Annotated in this window: 17 protein-coding genes and 1 other RNA gene; 5 read left to right on the top strand and 13 right to left on the bottom strand. The window is 52.2% G+C overall.

All coding sequences use genetic code 11. From position 1 onward, the window contains the following. Positions 1-102: 102 nt before the first annotated feature. Positions 103-714 carry a membrane protein YczE gene (yczE, locus tag GA0061071_RS07035; RefSeq protein WP_061497140.1) on the bottom strand — a complete coding sequence of 204 codons (612 nt, stop codon included), beginning with the start codon at positions 712-714 and terminating at the stop codon, positions 103-105. Between the two features lie 84 nt (positions 715-798). Here yczE and yczR point away from each other — a divergent pair, with 84 nt between their 5' ends. Then, on the top strand, positions 799-2,220 hold the full coding sequence (yczR, locus tag GA0061071_RS07040) for a MocR-like transcription factor YczR (protein ID WP_061500124.1): 1,422 nt from the start codon (positions 799-801) through the stop codon (positions 2,218-2,220). Between the two features lie 3 nt (positions 2,221-2,223). Here yczR and GA0061071_RS07045 read toward each other — a convergent pair whose 3' ends face one another. Next, a complete protein-coding gene (locus GA0061071_RS07045) occupies positions 2,224-2,817 on the bottom strand; it encodes a hypothetical protein (RefSeq protein WP_088236757.1) in 594 nt (197 codons plus the stop codon). 158 nt (positions 2,818-2,975) lie between these two features. On the opposite strand from GA0061071_RS07045, the gene GA0061071_RS07050 reads away from it, so the two are divergent. Next, positions 2,976-3,563, top strand: coding sequence for a TetR/AcrR family transcriptional regulator (locus GA0061071_RS07050; protein ID WP_061497144.1), 588 nt, complete (start codon positions 2,976-2,978; stop codon positions 3,561-3,563). Positions 3,564-3,571: 8 nt separating this feature from the next. Here the strand turns inward: GA0061071_RS07050 and GA0061071_RS07055 are convergent, their stop codons facing one another. The 4 genes from GA0061071_RS07055 to GA0061071_RS07070 form a co-directional block, all read right to left on the bottom strand. Beyond that, the gene (locus GA0061071_RS07055) at positions 3,572-4,372 is read right to left on the bottom strand and encodes a BPL-N domain-containing protein (RefSeq protein WP_088236758.1); all 801 of its coding nucleotides are present in this window, start codon (positions 4,370-4,372) and stop codon (positions 3,572-3,574) included. A 339-nt stretch (positions 4,373-4,711) separates the two neighbouring features. Further along, a complete protein-coding gene (locus GA0061071_RS07060; protein WP_061497148.1) occupies positions 4,712-5,050 on the bottom strand; it encodes a helix-turn-helix domain-containing protein in 339 nt (112 codons plus the stop codon). Positions 5,051-5,130: 80 nt separating this feature from the next. After that, entirely contained in the window at positions 5,131-6,675 is a 1,545-nt protein-coding gene (locus tag GA0061071_RS07065) for an MDR family MFS transporter (RefSeq protein ID WP_088236759.1), read from the bottom strand. Then, on the bottom strand, positions 6,650-7,669 hold the full coding sequence (locus GA0061071_RS07070; RefSeq protein ID WP_088236843.1) for an HlyD family secretion protein: 1,020 nt from the start codon (positions 7,667-7,669) through the stop codon (positions 6,650-6,652). The genes GA0061071_RS07065 and GA0061071_RS07070 overlap by 26 nt, the downstream gene beginning before the upstream one ends. A 307-nt stretch (positions 7,670-7,976) precedes the next feature. On the opposite strand from GA0061071_RS07070, the gene GA0061071_RS07075 reads away from it, so the two are divergent. After that, complete coding sequence (locus tag GA0061071_RS07075) at positions 7,977-8,615, top strand: TetR/AcrR family transcriptional regulator (RefSeq protein ID WP_061497152.1); 639 nt, start codon at positions 7,977-7,979, stop codon at positions 8,613-8,615. Positions 8,616-8,640: 25 nt separating this feature from the next. Here GA0061071_RS07075 and ffs read toward each other — a convergent pair. Continuing rightward, positions 8,641-8,737, bottom strand: an RNA gene (gene ffs, locus GA0061071_RS07080) — signal recognition particle sRNA small type. Between the two features lie 164 nt (positions 8,738-8,901). Here ffs and GA0061071_RS07085 point away from each other — a divergent pair. Then, on the top strand, positions 8,902-9,213 hold the full coding sequence (locus GA0061071_RS07085; protein WP_061497155.1) for an MGMT family protein: 312 nt from the start codon (positions 8,902-8,904) through the stop codon (positions 9,211-9,213). Positions 9,214-9,249: 36 nt separating this feature from the next. Here the strand turns inward: GA0061071_RS07085 and GA0061071_RS07090 are convergent, their stop codons facing one another. Continuing rightward, positions 9,250-9,819 (bottom strand): YbaY family lipoprotein, encoded by a 570-nt coding sequence (locus GA0061071_RS07090; protein ID WP_061497156.1) that lies wholly within the window; start codon positions 9,817-9,819, stop codon positions 9,250-9,252. A gap of 213 nt (positions 9,820-10,032) precedes the next feature. Here GA0061071_RS07090 and tesB point away from each other — a divergent pair, with 213 nt between their 5' ends. After that, complete coding sequence (gene tesB / locus GA0061071_RS07095) at positions 10,033-10,893, top strand: acyl-CoA thioesterase II (protein ID WP_061497158.1); 861 nt, start codon at positions 10,033-10,035, stop codon at positions 10,891-10,893. A 65-nt stretch (positions 10,894-10,958) separates the two neighbouring features. On the opposite strand, the gene amtB is transcribed toward tesB, so the two are convergent. The 5 genes from amtB to GA0061071_RS07120 form a co-directional block, all read right to left on the bottom strand. Then, positions 10,959-12,245: an ammonium transporter AmtB gene (amtB, locus tag GA0061071_RS07100; RefSeq protein WP_061497160.1), complete on the bottom strand. Its 1,287-nt coding sequence runs from the start codon at positions 12,243-12,245 to the stop codon at positions 10,959-10,961. Between the two features lie 30 nt (positions 12,246-12,275). Further along, complete coding sequence (glnK, locus tag GA0061071_RS07105) at positions 12,276-12,614, bottom strand: P-II family nitrogen regulator (protein WP_002891893.1); 339 nt, start codon at positions 12,612-12,614, stop codon at positions 12,276-12,278. 256 nt (positions 12,615-12,870) lie between these two features. After that, positions 12,871-14,649, bottom strand: a complete 1,779-nt coding sequence (locus tag GA0061071_RS07110) for a SmdB family multidrug efflux ABC transporter permease/ATP-binding protein (RefSeq protein ID WP_088236761.1) — start codon at positions 14,647-14,649, stop codon at positions 12,871-12,873. Beyond that, positions 14,642-16,405: a SmdA family multidrug ABC transporter permease/ATP-binding protein gene (locus GA0061071_RS07115; protein ID WP_088236762.1), complete on the bottom strand. Its 1,764-nt coding sequence runs from the start codon at positions 16,403-16,405 to the stop codon at positions 14,642-14,644. Before GA0061071_RS07115 ends, GA0061071_RS07110 begins: the two co-directional genes overlap by 8 nt. Positions 16,406-16,457: 52 nt before the next feature. Beyond that, entirely contained in the window at positions 16,458-16,916 is a 459-nt protein-coding gene (locus tag GA0061071_RS07120; RefSeq protein ID WP_061497166.1) for an Lrp/AsnC family transcriptional regulator, read from the bottom strand. Positions 16,917-16,987: the final 71 nt, after the last annotated feature.

The following is a 16,987-nucleotide window of genomic DNA, read 5'->3' on the forward strand; positions in this document are numbered from 1 at the left end:
TCTCGCCCCAGAATCCCCCATCCCTTTTGTAAAGTAAACCCGTAGGCTGACTACAAAATTTAGGGTATGGACGGAAGATAACGCGACATGCCACTTCCTCCGTTAGCTCACAACTTCCGCTGGTGATGCAGGTTTTTGCTGGGGTTTGTGGCGAAACCACGGCAGACAAATCTGGATCAACGGGCCGATCGCCAGTGCGTACAGCACTGTGCCGACGCCAACCGTACCGCCCAGTAACCAGCCAATCAGTAACACCGACACTTCAATAGCTGTGCGTACGCTGCGTACCGACCAGCCCGTGCGGGCGTGGATCCCAGTCATCAATCCATCGCGCGGCCCTGCGCCAAATCCCGCGCCAATATACATCCCGGTGGCGAGGGCGTTTACGATCACCGCAAACACAAGCAGCACACCGCGAGCGGGTAATGTCTCCAGCGTAGGCATCAGCGATAGCGCGGCATCCGCCGCCAGACCAATCACAATTACGTTGCTGATGGTTCCGAGCCCAGGCCGCTGGCGAATCGGGATCCAGAAGAGCAGCACCAGCGCGCCGGTAACGATCATCACCGTGCCAATATCCATCGTGAGTAGCTTCGCTACCCCAAGGTGAAACACGTTCCACGGATCGGCGCCCAAATCTGCGCGCACGAACATGGCGGTGGAAAGACCGTATAAGCTTAAACCAATATAAAGTTGCAGTAATCGACGTAGCATCATTGTTCTCCGGCTGTTCTGGCTTTTATCTTTACCGGAAATGGCATTATGATTAATGTCCAGTTTTCAAATAGTGGACTGCATATGTCATCCCGCCGATTGGGAAGTCAATCGCTACAGCGCCTGTTGGGACGCTGGCAGCAAGCCCCCTCACGCACACCGCTCTGGCGTCAGCTTGCCGATGCCCTGCGCTTGCTGATCCTCGATGGCAGACTGGCGCTGGATACTCGCCTGCCGGGAGAGCGGGAACTGGCATTAACCCTGGATGTTAGCCGCACCACCATTGCCAGTGCGCTGGCGCACCTGCGTGATGAAGGTTATCTGGAAAGCCGCCATGGCAGCGGTTCACGCGTGATCCTGCCGGACAATCGCAGCGTTCCGACACTCAGCACTGCGGGAATGGCGCTGGATCTCTCCACCGCCGCCCTCAGCGCTGGCCCGGAAATTCACCAAGCCTATACCCATGCGCTGACCGCTATGACGCCGTGGTTGTCACAAACGGGATACGGTCAGCTCGGCCTGCTGTCGCTGCGTGAAGCGATTGCCGCGCGCTATAGCGAACGCGGCTTACCCACACAGGCTGATGAAGTGATGATCGTTAATGGCGCACTCAGTGGGCTGGCGCTGGTGCTACGGATGCTCACCGGGCCTGGCGATCGCGTGGTGGTCGATCATCCCACCTACCCGTTGGCTATTGCCGCAATTCAGGGGGCATCCTGCAGGCCGGTTGGCGTATCGCTCCCACAAATCGGCTGGGACACCGACGGCTTTGCCGCCACGCTGGCGCAGACCGCGCCGCGGTTGGCATACCTGATGCCTGATTTTCATAACCCTACCGGGCGTTGCATGGACAGCGCCACGCGCGCGGAGATCGCAGCCATTGCCGCACGTACCCGCACCACACTGGTGGTGGATGAAACGATGGTGGACCTCTGGTATAACGCGTCACCGCCACCACCGCTGGCGGCATTCGATCCGCAAGGAACGGTCATTACGCTTGGTTCAGCGGGTAAAAGTTTCTGGGGAGGACTGCGTTTGGGCTGGATCCGCGCCTCATCACGCACCATTGCGACCCTTGCCCAGACTCGCGATACCCTGGAACTGGGGTCACCGCTGCTGGAACAACTGGCGACGCAGTGGTTAATGGAGAACGCGCGTACCTTCTTACCGGCACGTCGGGAGATGCTCAAAACACGTCGCGATCGTTGCGCTGCATTGATGCAGACGCACTTTCCCGACTGGCATTTTCAGACGCCGGATGGCGGGCTCTCGTTCTGGGTAGAACTCCCCGACAGGCTGTCGACACTGTTTGCCGCCCGGGCAGAGGGTATTGGCATCCATCTCGGTCCAGGCACGCGCTTTGGCCTGCCCGGTGCGTTTGAGCGCTATTTGCGGATGCCTTTCTCGCTGGATTCGGCAGAGCTTGAGCACGCACTGCTGCGGCTCAAACCTCTGTGGAGAACACTGAATCAGCACCACACGCTGGTAAAAAGGAGCATGGTGTGACGATCATGCTGCGGGCGGTGTTAAGGGTTTGATTTTGCTGCTTTCTACCCAGCCAGCGGTGGTTTTGCCGCTTTCGCTAACAAACTCGATCTGCGTCCAGCCAGACTGGTTTTTGACCACGCCGACCACGTCGCCTTTGACCAGCCACGCTTTGCGCCGCGTTGCAACATCCGGTGAGTTGCTTAAATAGACCCGCTCACCGCTGACTTCCGCCATCGACAACCAGCGGGTCTGGCGTGTGCGTTCCAATTCCAGCCCTTCATCAATCAGCGGCACCATCACATTGATGCAGCCGTCATGACTTTGCCCCTGCGGAATACGCAACACGACGCCGTTCTTCGTTGCCGCAATATGCCCCGGCAGTACGTCTGATGACCAGCTGCGGATATCCGCTTCCTGCACTGCGTTCACTTTTCCCGCCAGCGCAAAAGAGCAGTTACGGGTGACACCTTGCCCCAGGGTTTCAGAATAGTAACCCGTGACATCCCCCGTCGGGGAAACCGCAAGTTGCAGCCCTTCGTAAATCCCCGATTGCAGGCTGGCTGCATAAGATGCCGTAGAGATTGATAACGCTAATACCATTAAAAAGTTACGCATTTCCCTTCCTGTTTATCCTGTGCATTTTTGCGAAAATCATCTGATATGCTCCAATAACCGGGCTGATTTGTCGACCTGGGCGGGAGGCCGTCGCCAGGTGGGCAGAGATATGAAGCTATGTTATGATTAAATCTTTCATGTATTAAGAAGGCGAAAGGTTGAAAACGGCAAATTTCTCCGAGTTGATAAAGATAGCCGCTCTGCAGCTCTTCAGAGAAAAAGGGGTCAGCAACGTCTCAACCCGTGATTTAACGCAAAAGCTTAATATTTCCAGAAGCCATATCTACCATTATTATCGGGACTGGGAAACGCTGAAAAAAGCGGCTATTCAATATATGTTGGATACCGATATACAGGAATGCCATGATTCTTTGAGCGCCCAGGAAAATATGACTGCGACCGACAAAGTCCATCATTATATCCAGAATCTGTTACCTGATGCGCCTTCAGCACACTGGTTGCTCTATCTTGAGCTCTGGCCAATGGCTGCACGTGATGCCGACTACGCTAATTTAGTGCATAATCAGTCTCTTCAGTGGATCACTATCCTTGAGGAAATCATCCGCTTTGGCGTGAATAATGGCGAATTTCTTACGAAAGATGTCGCTATAGCAGCCAGACAGATAAATGCGTTAATAGATGGCTATTCCAGCATGTTGATCCTCGATTACTCAGAAAAAAAACGCATATCTTTTCTTAGTGAAATATCTCATCTTTCTTTTAAGATACTTAAAAACAATCCCTGAGCGAGCTGTCACATATCGGTTTGAGCCTGACGCTTTTTTGCATCAAAATAACGCAATAGACGCTGCATTTTACTCTCCGCTGTTGTGTTGCCTGGCATTGTGGTATCAATCCATGTCTCATCGGCCTCAGGATGTGGCCCTGACAGGCCAACAACACCTTTTCCATATTTATATTTAGCGATGGCTATATCACCATTCTCGTAATAAGCAACCGGCTGGAAACCAGTGCTTGCAGTACTGCTATTGAGATAGGGACCGTCCTGATAGTAAAACGGTTCGCGCTTATTATCCCATTTCAGTTGCAGCGTATAATCTCCCTGATCGTAGACGTGAGAACCCGGTCTACCCACCTCAGACTCCAGTGGCGCATCAATTAGTCCTATCCAGTCTTTATCAGCAAGATATGCCCCCATGCAAATACCCAGAAAACCGTTCCCGTTTTCTACGAACTGACGAATAGCCTCTGCTCCCTCATTGCCAAGAGCTTTATACGATCCCGGTATATCCTGACCACCACCAGGTTGAATATAGAGATCAAAATCCTTCAGCGTTTGACTGCTGAGCTTGAGCTTTTCTTTTTCGCCAATATAAGAAATATGCAATCGTAGCCCGGTATTGACCAGAGATTTGACGACCATTTCAGAGCAACCCGGGCATCCTGCCGCTCCTCTGTAAACAGCGATATTGTAAGTTTCTGCCGCGTCATCTTTAGCCATAGTCGGAGTGGAGAAAATGGCAAAAACAGAAGCCAATACCATTGTTATTGCCTTTGTTTTCATATGGTTTTCTGCTTGCTTAAAGTAGGACATATGAGTAAATCCCTGGTCATGTATTGTTTATAAAAAACGTCACAAATCCGCTCTTCTCATGACATCTCTGAAATTAGAGCAGTCGCTCAAATTTAGCTATGGGATTAAATTTGTCAAGACTTTTAAACACTGCCAGTCATTTTTTGTCGCTACAAATGTAACAAAATGAAGTTTTCTCATTATAATTTAAATGGATAACAACACGACCTAAGCAAACGGAACTGTTCGTTTTACACAAGGGGATGCCTCTACCCTTACGATTTAAAAATCGTACAGTAACAAGAAAGAGGCCGCTTGGTCAGAGCACCTCATTACTATCGCTGAATAACGTCTCTCAAACTAATCAATGTCTTGTTTCCACTTTCTGTAATTGCCTGGCGAAAGGTGATATTTTTTTGTAAAAACGCGCGTGAACGTTTGTTGAGAATCATAACCATAACGCTCTGATATAACGCCTATCTTGTCATTGCTTATACATAAATCCTGTGCAGCTTTTTCCAATTTTCTGTTACGGATATATCGTCCCATACTAGTTCCTGTATTGAGAAAAAATATGCGCTGTATATGCCATTTTGAATAACCTGAGCGCACAGCAATATCTTCTATCCTCAACGGGAGACCGAGATTATCGTCAATCCAGGCAAGCAATGATTCAATAACCTGGTTCGCTAAGTTCATTATCATCCTCCTGCCAAGATTATATTTAAGCCCACAAGATTACATTATCATTATTACACCCATGCAATTTTTAAATTATTTCACCTGCGCCTTAATAAAAAAGCTAACGGCACACACAGAAGCATAAACACCATTAACAATAGATATGTCTCATTATAGGAAATAACCAAAGATTGTTTCGAAATCTGGCCAGCTAAATGTGCCATCGCTTTTGTCTCAGCACTCTCATTATTCCCCCATGCTGCAGAAAGCGTATTCATGTGAGATTGAACAACGGATGAACTGGCATGCACTGACTGACGTAACAATGCATTATGTAATAACTGTCTCCGATCTAAAAAAGTGCCGATGAACGCTAACCCTACAGCACCGCCCAGGTTACGCGCCATATTATATAATCCAGCAGCATCTCCGGACTCCTCTTTAGATACTGCGGCCATTGCAGCCTGATTGAGTGGCATCATACACAGCATCTGCGCAAAGCCACGTACAAGCTGCGAAAAGATAAAATTTTCACCCGTGCTCTGTGATGTAAGACCTGTATCCAACAGACAACTTACCGCGAACAGTAATAATCCGGGAATGATGATTAACTTACTGTCTATCTTTGTGACAAGCCGGGGAAGTACAGGCATTAAAAGCAGTGCCGGGATTCCCGCTAATAGTAATATCTGCCCGGACTGCTCAGCATTATATCCCGCGACTTGAGAGAGAAACTGAGGAACCAGATAGGCAATGCCGTACATCACAATCCCGGTGGTAAAGATGATGATAATTACCGAAGAAAAATGGCGATTGTTCAGCAACGACAGACGCAATATTGGCTGTCTGGCATATTTTTGCGATAGCAAAATTAATCCCGCACCTGCCAGCGAAAACAGAAAGAGCCAACAAATGAGTGTGGATTCGAACCAGTTCAGCCGCTGCCCTTCTTCGAGGAAAGCAATCAGGCTACTCAACCCTAGCGCCAGCCCGCTGATGCCTATCCAGTCAGTGCCGATAAATGCGTTAGGTCTGATCGGTTCAGACGGTAATCCCCACATCAGCATCAGTAACATGACCAGACAGATCGGGCCATTAATAAAAAAGCACCAGCTCCAACTTGCGTTTTCTGTTAGCCATCCACCTACAACAGGCCCAAGTAATGGGCCCATAATCACCGTCAAACCAAATGCTGTCATACCCGTAGGCAATTGATGAAGCGGAAGACGCGTTCGAACAATAGATTGTGCTGTCGGTATCATCGCGCCACCGCTGAGTCCCTGCCCCACGCGGGCAGCAATTAACATCGGTAAACTCGTGGACATCCCACATAAAAAGGAGAAAAAAATAAAGAGAGAGGCATTTATTACCAGCAGATTACGCAGACCAAGCAGTCTGGTCAGCCAGGCAACCATAGGGATCATGACAATTTCAGACATCATATATCCTGTCGATATCCAGGTTCCCTCTGTCCCTGTTGCACCAATAGCACCTTGAATTTGTGGTAATGCCGAATTCGTAATGGAGATATCAAGCGTGGCCATTAATGCGCCTGTCGCTCCCGCGGCGACAGCAATCCAGTCAGTGAGGGTGGCATTCACCAGGTGTTTATTTTTCTCAACCATGATCAGCCTGTTTTTCATGCGTGTTGACTTCGACACTGACTGATAATCCGGGGATAACGGCCGCAGGCAGAGTAAGATTATCTAATCGGATACGAACCGGTACACGTTGCACTATCTTCGTGAAATTTCCTGTGGCGTTTTCCGGTGGCAATAAGGCGAATTCAGACCCGGTACTGGGGGCAAAGCTATCGACATAACCTGTAAATGTCTTACCTGGAAACGCGTCAATATGGACACGTACGGGTTGATTTTTTCGCATTCCACCCACCTGCGTTTCCTTGAAATTGGCAATAACATAGACATGGCGTAGGGGCACAATTGACATTAAACGTCCGCCCGGTTGGATAAATTGCCCGGCCCGTACGCCTAAATCACCCACCTGCCCATCCTGGGTACTGCGTAACACGGTGTCCTCCAGGTCGAGCTTATTACGCTGGAGATCCGCTTTCGCGCCCTCCAGTTGCGCGACATAAGCCTGGTGCTGTGCCCGACTTTCCACGAGCTTAGCCTGGGCAACTTTCACTCCGGCATCAAGCGCCTGCAGTTGTGCATAAGCTTGCTGACGAGCGTTTTCCCGCTCATCAAGTTGCTGACGGGTACTGGCACCCGCTTTCACCAACGGCTGGTATCTGGCCAACTCACTGTCTGCGTGCTCAGCGGCAAGCCGGGCAACGCGTTGTTGAGCGGTAGCCTGAATCACTTGTGCCTCGAGTTGCGACATGTGTGCTTCAACCTGTACTTTGCCAGCTTCCAGATTGGCAATATTTGCCAGACTCTTATCAATAGCGACGCGATACTGACGACTGTCAAGACGGAGCAGAGGCTCACCTTTTCGCACGGTCTGGTTATCACTGATGAGCACATCTTCGACATATCCCCCTATTTTTGATGAGATGGATACGCTATCGGCTTTGATGTAAGCGTCATCGGTCTGTTCATAGAATCTTCCAACAAAACACCACCAGGCCAGGGCGCACAGACAACCGGCAAGGACTGGGAGTCCTACGAGCACGATGCGCCGTTTCCAAAGGGACATGTTTTTACGGGTAAGGTTTTCGGTATCGTCTTGTGCTAAAAGTGATAACGCAGGTGTTGAGGTTGACACGTCTTTCTCCCGATATATTATAAAAAACATAGAGTTAACCAAAACACCGCATTGCGATGCCCCCGATCTCTGCGGTTGCACTACACAGGCTTTGGGACAGTGACTATCGTTCACTTGCAGAAAATGTTTATTGGATAAAAATTTATATCGAGTATAAAATTATGCCAAGTATAATTTCAAGAAAAAGATCCCGCGGAACGAAAGGAGAGAATCGATGAAACCATCCAAATCGGAAGGATTGCGTGAGAAAAAGAAACGTCTCACACGCCAACACATTTCCGATATGGCAACGAAGCTATTCTTCGAACACGGTTTCGAGAATGTCACGGTAGCGGATGTGGCGCTTGCAGCCGATGTATCCAGAATGACGGTATCGAATTACTTCTCCCGCAAAGAAGAGCTTTTTTTCGATCGCCTCGATGAACTGTGTGAGCTACTGGAAAAAACCTTGAGGCAACGAGAAGCTCGCTCGCCTGTTGCTGCTTTACGGGAACTAACAGAGGAGTTATTTGACCAAAAGCATCAAATGACGATGAGGCATGAGGGTGTTGTGAAGTTCTGGCAAGTTGTAGCAGAAAGCCCGTCGCTTCTGAACTATGCATTATTGCAATTTGATGAGATCAGCAAAAAACTGGGACGCATGATGGCGAAAAGTGCAGGAGAGGAAGCCACAGATCCAACGGCTCATTTACTGGCAACAATAATCGGTAATACATGGCGTATCGCTTATACCGACGCATTACAACGTGAACAGTCAAACCCAGGCGAGTTAAATACTAACGTCATGAAAGATATCATTATTCGTGGATTCAATGCTGCTGAAGCAGCCGCACGGGATACCCGGTATATTTAAGGTATTGTGCAGAAATGGGTGGGGGCCCTGCCAGCTACATCCCGGCACACACGTCCTCTGCCCTGGCTGCTTCCTTCCGGACCTGACCTGGTGAACAGAGTAGCGTTGCGGGAGAACCAACAGAGCCCCCATTGAGGCGTTGTTAACCAACGCGCTGGCGCATTATCCCTGTCCGGGGTGGCAATTGCAAGCCATGCCCGGACGGATGCTGGTTTCTTGCACAATCCACTCTTCACAGCATCCACAAGGCTGTTTATGCTGCAAATTCACTCTTCAGGAACTGATTATGGAAAGAGAGGATTCGTTTCCGCAGCGCGTCTGGCAAATCGTCGCTGCTATTCCGGAGGGCTGCGTCACCACGTATGGCGATGTGGCAAAACTGGCAGGCTCACCACGCGCCGCACGGCAAGTGGGCGGCGTACTCAAACGCTTACCAGAAGGCAGTACGCTGCCGTGGCACCGGGTGGTAAATCGTCATGGCCAAATATCACTGACCGGGCCGGATTTACAACGTCAGCGTCAGGCGTTGCTGGCAGAGGGGGTGGTGGTCGCCGGGAATGGGCAAATCGATATGCAGCGCTACCGCTGGAACTATTGAAGGCTCCTCCCCAAAGGAGAGGAGCACAGGTGCGGATTAATACTGTGTCGGTGCCGGCGTGGCGGAAGAAGGGTTCACCTGCGTGGGTGACGTTGACGGCACCGTCGTTGCTGCGCCGCCGCTCTGCTGCAACGGTACGGCGGTTTGCTGTACCGGCACCAGCGTCAGATCAACTTTGGTCCCCCCCTGGTTGATAACCGGCTTAACGGTATCGGTAATAAAGACAATTTTGTCGTTAATGGTAATCGCCGCGCTCAGCAGGATACGCGCATTGGGTTGAACATCCGCCGGGTTAAAAGGCAGCACGAAACTGAACGGCGCTTGTTTGCCTTCGGTACGCACAGCTTTTTGTGCAATCACTTTCGACGGCGCGTCAGCCAGTGACGCATCAGAAACCGTGACGGTTAATACGGCGTCCGGCGGCAGCGCCACTTTCTGGCGGATCCAAACCGTACCGGAAACGTTAGGTTGCGCAATGGCGGGTTTATTGGTCGCCGCAGGCGCATTCGGGTTGGGTGCAGGCGTTGGAATATCGCCGCCCTTATGGGCGCAGGCGGACAGTGCAACAGCCACTGCTAAACCACTTAACATGTGCACGAGTTTCATTGAATTCTCCTTATCGTCAATGCACCGGCAGGATCGCGCCCGCCAGGATGTGTGGTTAAACCATCGTAACGAGAACAAGTGTGGCACATACCCGCGATTTCTTCCTGTAAACCCCCTACTATTCAGATTATTGCACCCATCAGACCACTTTCATTTCCAGGTTATAATCAACAGAGCATTCGCTTTGTCGGCTGTTATTTATCTGAGGAAACTATGAGTCAAGCGCTTACGAATCTGCTGGCATTATTGAATCTGGAAAAAATTGAAGAAGGTCTGTTTCGTGGACAGAGCGAAGATTTAGGCCTGCGCCAGGTATTTGGTGGGCAAGTGGTCGGTCAGGCGCTGTATGCTGCCAAAGAGACCGTGCCCGTTGACCGCCTGGTTCACTCCTTTCACAGCTACTTTTTACGTCCGGGCGATAGTCAAAAACCTATCGTCTATGATGTGGAAGTCCTGCGAGATGGCAACAGTTTCAGCGCCCGTCGGGTGGCGGCTGTGCAAAATGGCAAGCCGATTTTCTATATGACCGCCTCGTTTCAGGCGCCTGAGCAAGGCTATGAACATCAGAAAACCATGCCTTCTGCGCCACCGCCGGACTCGTTGAAGTCCGAAACGGAGATCGCCCGCGATCTCTCCCATCTGTTGCCGCCAATGGTCAAAGAGAAATTCATCAGCGACAAACCACTGGAGATCCGCCCGGTTGAGTTTCATAACCCGCTGAAAGGCCATGTTGCCGGTCCTGAGCGTCAGGTATGGGTGCGCGCCAATGGTCCCGTGCCGGAAGATTTCCGTGTCCATCAGTACCTGCTGGGTTACGCGTCTGACTTCAATTTCCTACCGGTTGCCCTACAGCCTCACGGCGTGGGTTTTCTTGAGCGCGGTATGCAGGTCGCTACCATCGATCACTCTATGTGGTTCCACCGTCCGTTTAATATCAACGAGTGGTTGCTCTACAGCGTGGAGAGTACTTCGGCTTCCAGCGCGCGCGGCTTTGTTCGCGGCGAGTTTTACACTCAGGATGGTGTGCTGGTCGCCTCCACAGTGCAGGAAGGCGTGATGCGTAATCGTGGGTAATCGCCAGAAAATGAAAAGCCTCCCATCGGGAGGCTTTTTTATGCTCAGGAGATAACGTCACTCAATCAGGCGTTGTAGGCGTTTTCGCCATGGCTGTTCACATCCAGACCTTCACGCTCTTGATCTTCCGGTACACGCAGACCCACTGTCATGTCGGCCAGTTTGTAGCCGATAAAGGCCACCACACCGGACCACACAATAGTGATAGCGATACTTTCTAACTGCACCAGTACCTGGTGGCCCATGGTGACACCCTGGGCATAACCTACGCCGCCCAGAGACGTGGAGGCGAAGATACCGGTCAGGATACAACCGACGATGCCACATACACCGTGCACACCAAATACGTCACAGGGATCATCGACACGCAGCATACGTTTCAGTGCGGTAACGCCCCACAGACCTGCCAGACCAGCAATCAGACCGAGAATCAGCGCACCACCCACACCAATGTAACCACAAGCCGGGGTTACGCCAACGAGACCGGCAATGGCACCAGAACAAGCCCCCAGCAGAGACGGTTTACCACGCATTGCCCACTCACCAAAGACCCATGAGAGCACAGCCGCAGCCGTTGCCACCACCGTGTTCACAAATGCCAGGCCTGCGATTTCATTCGCCGCAGCGGCAGAACCGGCGTTGAAACCAAACCAGCCGACATACAGGATCGCGGTACCGGTGAAGACCATCGGCAGGTTGTGGGGTTTAAACGCTTCTTTGCCAAAGCCCACACGTTTGCCAATCAGGTAAGCACCGACCAGCCCGGCGATAGCGGCGTTGATATGTACAACGGTACCGCCCGCGAAGTCCAGCGCGCCATCAGTCGCCAGCAAACCGCCACCCCATACCATGTGCGCAATCGGCACATAGGAAAGCGTCAGCCATACCACCACGAAAATCAGCACCGCAGAGAAACGAATACGCTCTGCCAGCGCGCCGACGATCAGACCGACGGTGATGCAGGCGAAAGAGCCCTGGAACGCAACATGAATGTACTGATAAATGGTGCCCATCACAGCGGTCAGCTCAATATTTTTCAGCATCACCCAGTCAAAGTTGCCGAAGAAGCCGTTGCCGGTGCCGAACGCCAGCGAGTAACCGTAAACCACCCACAGAACGCACACCAGTGCGAATGTTACGGTAACCTGCGTCAGCATGGAGAGGACGTTCTTGCCACGGATCAGACCGCCATAAAACAGCGCAATGCCCGGAATCGACATGAACAGCACCAGCGCGGTGCAGATCATCATAAAGCCGTTGTCCGCTTTGTCCGCAACAGCGGGAGCCGCCATTGCCAGACCCGGCAGGAGTGCCAGGGAAGCGAGCGTTGTTTTTAATGTTGTGTTCTTCATTTTTCCATCCCTATCACTGTGTGCCTGGTATTACAGTGCCGCTTCGTCGGCTTCGCCGGTACGAATACGAATGACGCGTTGCAGCTCGGCAACGAAAATTTTGCCGTCGCCAATCTTTCCGGTGTAGGCCGCTTTGCTGATGACATCGATCACTTCATCAAGCTGATCATCAGCAATCGCCACATCAATTTTCACTTTCGGCAGGAAATTGACGCTATATTCCGCACCGCGGTACAACTCGGCATGACCCTTCTGACGTCCGAAACCTTTTACTTCTGTTACGGTCAGCCCTTGAATACCAATAGAAGACAGTGCTTCACGAACGTCTTCGAGTTTGAATGGCTTAATCACCACGGTAACCAGCTTCATAGATCCCCCTCCAGTCGAAATTCGATAATGGCCGCAGCTAATACATAAGAGATATTGCAAGCGGTGTGCCAAAAATGAAAACGGGGAGGATTTCAGTTTGTTAGTGCGTGCGGACGGGGAAAAGGTGAAAAAGGCAAAACGCAGGTAATGGTTCGGAATGTTCCTGGCAAAGAAAAACGCACCACGATAGTGCATGGTGCGTTACTTTTTTGCACCAACAGAGAAGAGTCTCAGTGGCGTGCTTAATTTTGGTGCATTACGCGATAAGCGACTCTTCACGCGCGCTGGCCGCCAACTCTTCACCCGCCAGTTGCAATTGATACATCTGCCAGTAGCGTCCTTTCGCCGCAAGCAATTGTTGATGCGTACCGCGCTCAACAGCCTGGCCGCGATGGAGCACCAAAATGGTTTCAGCCTCGACAATCGTCGACAATCTGTGGGCAATCACTACTAACGTTGTCTGTTCCCGGACAGCGGCCAGCGCCTGTTGGATCGCCTGTTCAGTGCCGGAGTCGATATTGGCTGTCGCCTCATCCAGGATGAGGATCTGCGGCGTATCCACCAGCACACGCGCCAGCGCCAGCAACTGCTTCTGTCCAACGGACAGATTATTGCCCTGCTCACCCAGCCGCGTATAAATACCCTCGCTCATCCCCCGTGCCAGCTCCGCCAGTTGCACCACTTCCAGCGCATGCCAGACTTGCGCTTCGCTGATATCACGCCCCAGCGTCACGTTAGCGAAAAAGCTGTCAGCCAGCACTACCGGATCCTGCTGCACCATTGCGATACCTTTGCGCAATGCATCATGGCTAAGCGTAGACAACGGGCGACCGTCGAGACGGATTTCCCCTTGCGTTAACGGGTAGTACCCCATCAGTAAGCTGGCGAGCGTGCTCTTACCGCTACCCGTGTGCCCCACCAGCGCAACAAAGCTGCGTGGTTCAACGTGCAAGGAAATGTCCTGCAACACCTGCTGATCTTCGCGGTAGGCAAAAGAGACATTATCAATGTCGATGGCGCCGCTGTGCAGTGGCATATCATCATCACCGTAAGACTGGCGTGGCCGGTCCATCAGCTCAAATACGCGCTCACCCGCGACCACCGCCTGCTGCAACATCGACTGCTGAGTAGTCAGTTCAATCAAGGGTTCATTCAGACGACCAAGGTAGCTGATAAAGGCGTACAACACCCCGACTTCAACCGTACCCGGAGAAGAGAAACCGAACAGCATCAGTAAGCCGCACAGCACCAGCGCAGAGAAAAGGCTCAACAATGGGCGCAGCAAAAAGCCGTCCAGCCGCAGGGTTTGCATACGCGCGAGGTAATGTGAACGGCTGGCGTCGCCCAGTTGCTCGCCAAATCGCGTCTGCTGACGGAACTGCTGGATCACGCTCATACCGTTAATGATTTCATTAAAACCGTCATTAATATCCGCCAGGTGCGCGCGCATCCGCCGCACAATCGGCGTGCTGTAACGCTGATAGATCAGCATCACGATCAGTACAGCCGGGAAGATCGCCATCGCCACCAGCGCCATGCGCCAGTCAAGGCTGAACATCGCCACCAGCATCGCACCAATCAGCGCGGCGCTGCGCAACACCGTTGCCACTACTGTGACGTACAGATCGCGGATCACTTCCGTATCGTTGGTCACACGGGAGATAATTTGCCCGACAGGCTGAACATCAAACTCGCTTAACGGCTGACGTAGCGCGGCGTCCATCACGTCGGTGCGCAGTTGTTGCACTACCCCCACCGCCGCCTGGTTGAACAGTAGCGACTGCGAATAATGCAACAACGCCGCCAGCAGTTGCAGGCCGACATACACTGCCGCCATCCCCACCACCAGCCCTAACGGCAGATAGCTCTTCGCCACCATATTGTCGATAAAGTAGCTGATCAACGCCGGGCCAGAGACTTCCGCCGCCGCCGCGACCCACAGCATTAATACCGCTTTCAACAAGGATTTTCGCCATGGCGAGCCATATTTCAGCAGCCGTTTCAGTGTTGGCCACTGTTTACCAAAATTACGCATCGATGGCCTCCTCCGGCGCATCCGTCAGCGCAGCTTCCAGTTGTTGATAACGGTACATGTCACGATACCAGCCTGGCTGGCGGGAAAGTTGCTCATGCTGACCACGCTGAGCGATATGCCCATGTTGCATTACTAAAATTTCGCTGGCTTCCGTCAGCGCCGAGAGACGATGGGCACTGATGATCACCGTTCGTCCTTCTCCCCACTGGCGCAGATTGTGCAGAATCTGATGCTCGGTGCGCCCGTCCACGGCGGAGAGCGCATCGTCGAGAATTAAGATCTCCGCATTAAGCAGCAACGCGCGGGCAATAGAGATACGCTGTTTCTGACCACCGGAGAGCATTACGCCGCGTTCACCGACTTCGGTGGCGTAGCCCTGCGGCAGACGCAAAATATCCTCATGCACGCTGGCCAGTCGGGCCACATGCTCGATCTCTTCCTGCGTCGCTCCCGGTTTACCCAGTGCAATATTACTGGCGACGGAATCGGAAAAGAGGAACGGCGTCTGATTCACCACTGCCAGACGACTGCGCCAGGCATCCAGTTTAAGCTGCGGCAGCGGCACTTCGTGAAAACGGATGTCCCCGTCAGTCACATCAAAATGGCGCTGAATTAGCGACAGTAACGTACTTTTCCCTGCGCCTGTCGGGCCGCAAATGCCCAGCATCTGCCCTGGGTTCAGCACTGCACTCACATTGTTCAGCGTAGGTTGTTCCGTTTGCGGGTAACGGAATTCGCGAATGGCGATAGTCAGGTTGCCACGGCCTTCCGGCACGGACTGGCTACCATCTTTCACCACCGGCATCTCTGCCAGCATATCGCGAATACGGCTATAGGCCGCGCTACCACGCTCGACAATATTAAACATCCAGGCCAGCGCCAACATCGGCCAAATCATCAACCCAAGGTACATGGCAAAACTGGTGAGTTGCCCGAGGGTTAAGCTGCCATTTACTACCATCCAGCTTCCGCCGCCGATGGCCAGCATGTTCGCCATACCAATGGCAATATAAATGGTTGGATCGAAACGGGCGTCAACGCGCGCCACGCGCATGTTTTTCGCGCCGGTATCCGCCGCTTCACTGGCAAACAGCGCAGACTGGCGATCTTCCAGACCAAACGCCTTGATCATGCGGATGCTGGTCATGCTTTCCTGTGTGCGATCGTTCAGCGCGGAGAACGCCGCCTGCGCCAGTTTAAAGCGCTGATGCAGCTGATCGCCGTAGCGCTTAATCACCAGCGCCATAATTGGCATTGGCAATAACGACAGCAGTGTTAACTGCCAGCTGATTTGCGTTGACATCACTACCAGCACCACGCAGCCCATCACCAGTGAATCTACCAGCGTCAGTACGCCTTCCCCGGCGGCAAACACCACACGATCCACATCGTTCGTCGCGCGAGCCATCAAGTCACCGGTACGATGGCGTAAATAGAATTCCGGATGCTGGCGGCTTAGCTGGCGGTAAAAATCCTCGCGCAATTCAACGGCCAGCTGATAAGACGCACCAAACAGCCAGACGCGCCAGACATAGCGCAGCAGGTAAGTGACCACCGCGACGATGACCAGCAGGCCCACCCACATCCACACCTGTTGCGCGGTGTAATGGTGTTCGGTCACGCCATCCACAATAACGCCCACCACTTTCGGCGGAATAAGCTGAAGGATGGCTATGATAATAAGTAGGGCTACTGCGCCGAGATAGCGTCGCCATTCCCGGCGAAAATACCAGCCTAACTGAGCAAATAATCGCACGCGGTTACATCCTGAACGTGATTTTCCGGCTGTCGGTTAACAACCGGGAGGGTTATTCAATGGGCAAAGCCGTGGTGTATTTTATCTGTTCCATGGCGAAGCTAGAAGTGACATCTGACAGCCCCGGCACGCTGTTGACCAGTTTCTTATAGAAGTCATCATAGCGTTTCATATCCGCGACCTGCACCCGCAGCAGGTAATCATACTCCCCCGCCATACGCCAGAAACCCAACACTTCAGGCATCTGCGTCACTTCGCTGACAAAGCGACAATACCATTCGCTACTGTGATGCTGGGTTTTGATCAGCACAAAAGCGGTCAGGTTTAAGCCCAGCTTTTCGGCATCCAGTACCGCCACACGACCGAGCAATATTCCGTCGTCTTCGAGGCGTTTCAGACGTTTCCAGCAGGGCGTGGTGGTCAGATTAACGGCATCTGCCAGCGCCTGCAAAGAGAGCGAACAATCCTGTTGCAGCAGCGAAAGGAGCTTACGGTCAACTTTATCTAACATATCCCACTCCGGGAGAAAAAATTTCTCCTTAGAGTCTATATCAAAGGCTAAAAGGCAACCTTTTTTTCTTC

Origin of the sequence: Kosakonia oryzendophytica (assembly GCF_900094925.1) — a bacterium.
Lineage (GTDB): Bacteria > Pseudomonadota > Gammaproteobacteria > Enterobacterales > Enterobacteriaceae > Kosakonia > Kosakonia oryzendophytica.

Bases quoted from the DNA above. Each gene is read 5' to 3' on its own strand.
- yczE (WP_061497140.1), bottom strand. From the start codon at position 714: ATGCTACGTCGATTACTGCAACTTTATATTGGTTTAAGCTTATACGGT.
- yczR (WP_061500124.1), top strand. From the start codon at position 799: ATGTCATCCCGCCGATTGGGAAGTCAATCGCTACAGCGCCTGTTGGGA.
- GA0061071_RS07045 (WP_088236757.1), bottom strand. From the start codon at position 2,817: ATGCGTAACTTTTTAATGGTATTAGCGTTATCAATCTCTACGGCATCT.
- GA0061071_RS07055 (WP_088236758.1), bottom strand. From the start codon at position 4,372: ATGTCCTACTTTAAGCAAGCAGAAAACCATATGAAAACAAAGGCAATA.
- GA0061071_RS07060 (WP_061497148.1), bottom strand. From the start codon at position 5,050: ATGAACTTAGCGAACCAGGTTATTGAATCATTGCTTGCCTGGATTGAC.
- GA0061071_RS07065 (WP_088236759.1), bottom strand. From the start codon at position 6,675: ATGAAAAACAGGCTGATCATGGTTGAGAAAAATAAACACCTGGTGAAT.
- GA0061071_RS07075 (WP_061497152.1), top strand. From the start codon at position 7,977: ATGAAACCATCCAAATCGGAAGGATTGCGTGAGAAAAAGAAACGTCTC.
- GA0061071_RS07085 (WP_061497155.1), top strand. From the start codon at position 8,902: ATGGAAAGAGAGGATTCGTTTCCGCAGCGCGTCTGGCAAATCGTCGCT.
- GA0061071_RS07090 (WP_061497156.1), bottom strand. From the start codon at position 9,819: ATGAAACTCGTGCACATGTTAAGTGGTTTAGCAGTGGCTGTTGCACTG.
- tesB (WP_061497158.1), top strand. From the start codon at position 10,033: ATGAGTCAAGCGCTTACGAATCTGCTGGCATTATTGAATCTGGAAAAA.
- amtB (WP_061497160.1), bottom strand. From the start codon at position 12,245: ATGAAGAACACAACATTAAAAACAACGCTCGCTTCCCTGGCACTCCTG.
- glnK (WP_002891893.1), bottom strand. From the start codon at position 12,614: ATGAAGCTGGTTACCGTGGTGATTAAGCCATTCAAACTCGAAGACGTT.
- GA0061071_RS07110 (WP_088236761.1), bottom strand. From the start codon at position 14,649: ATGCGTAATTTTGGTAAACAGTGGCCAACACTGAAACGGCTGCTGAAA.
- GA0061071_RS07120 (WP_061497166.1), bottom strand. From the start codon at position 16,916: ATGTTAGATAAAGTTGACCGTAAGCTCCTTTCGCTGCTGCAACAGGAT.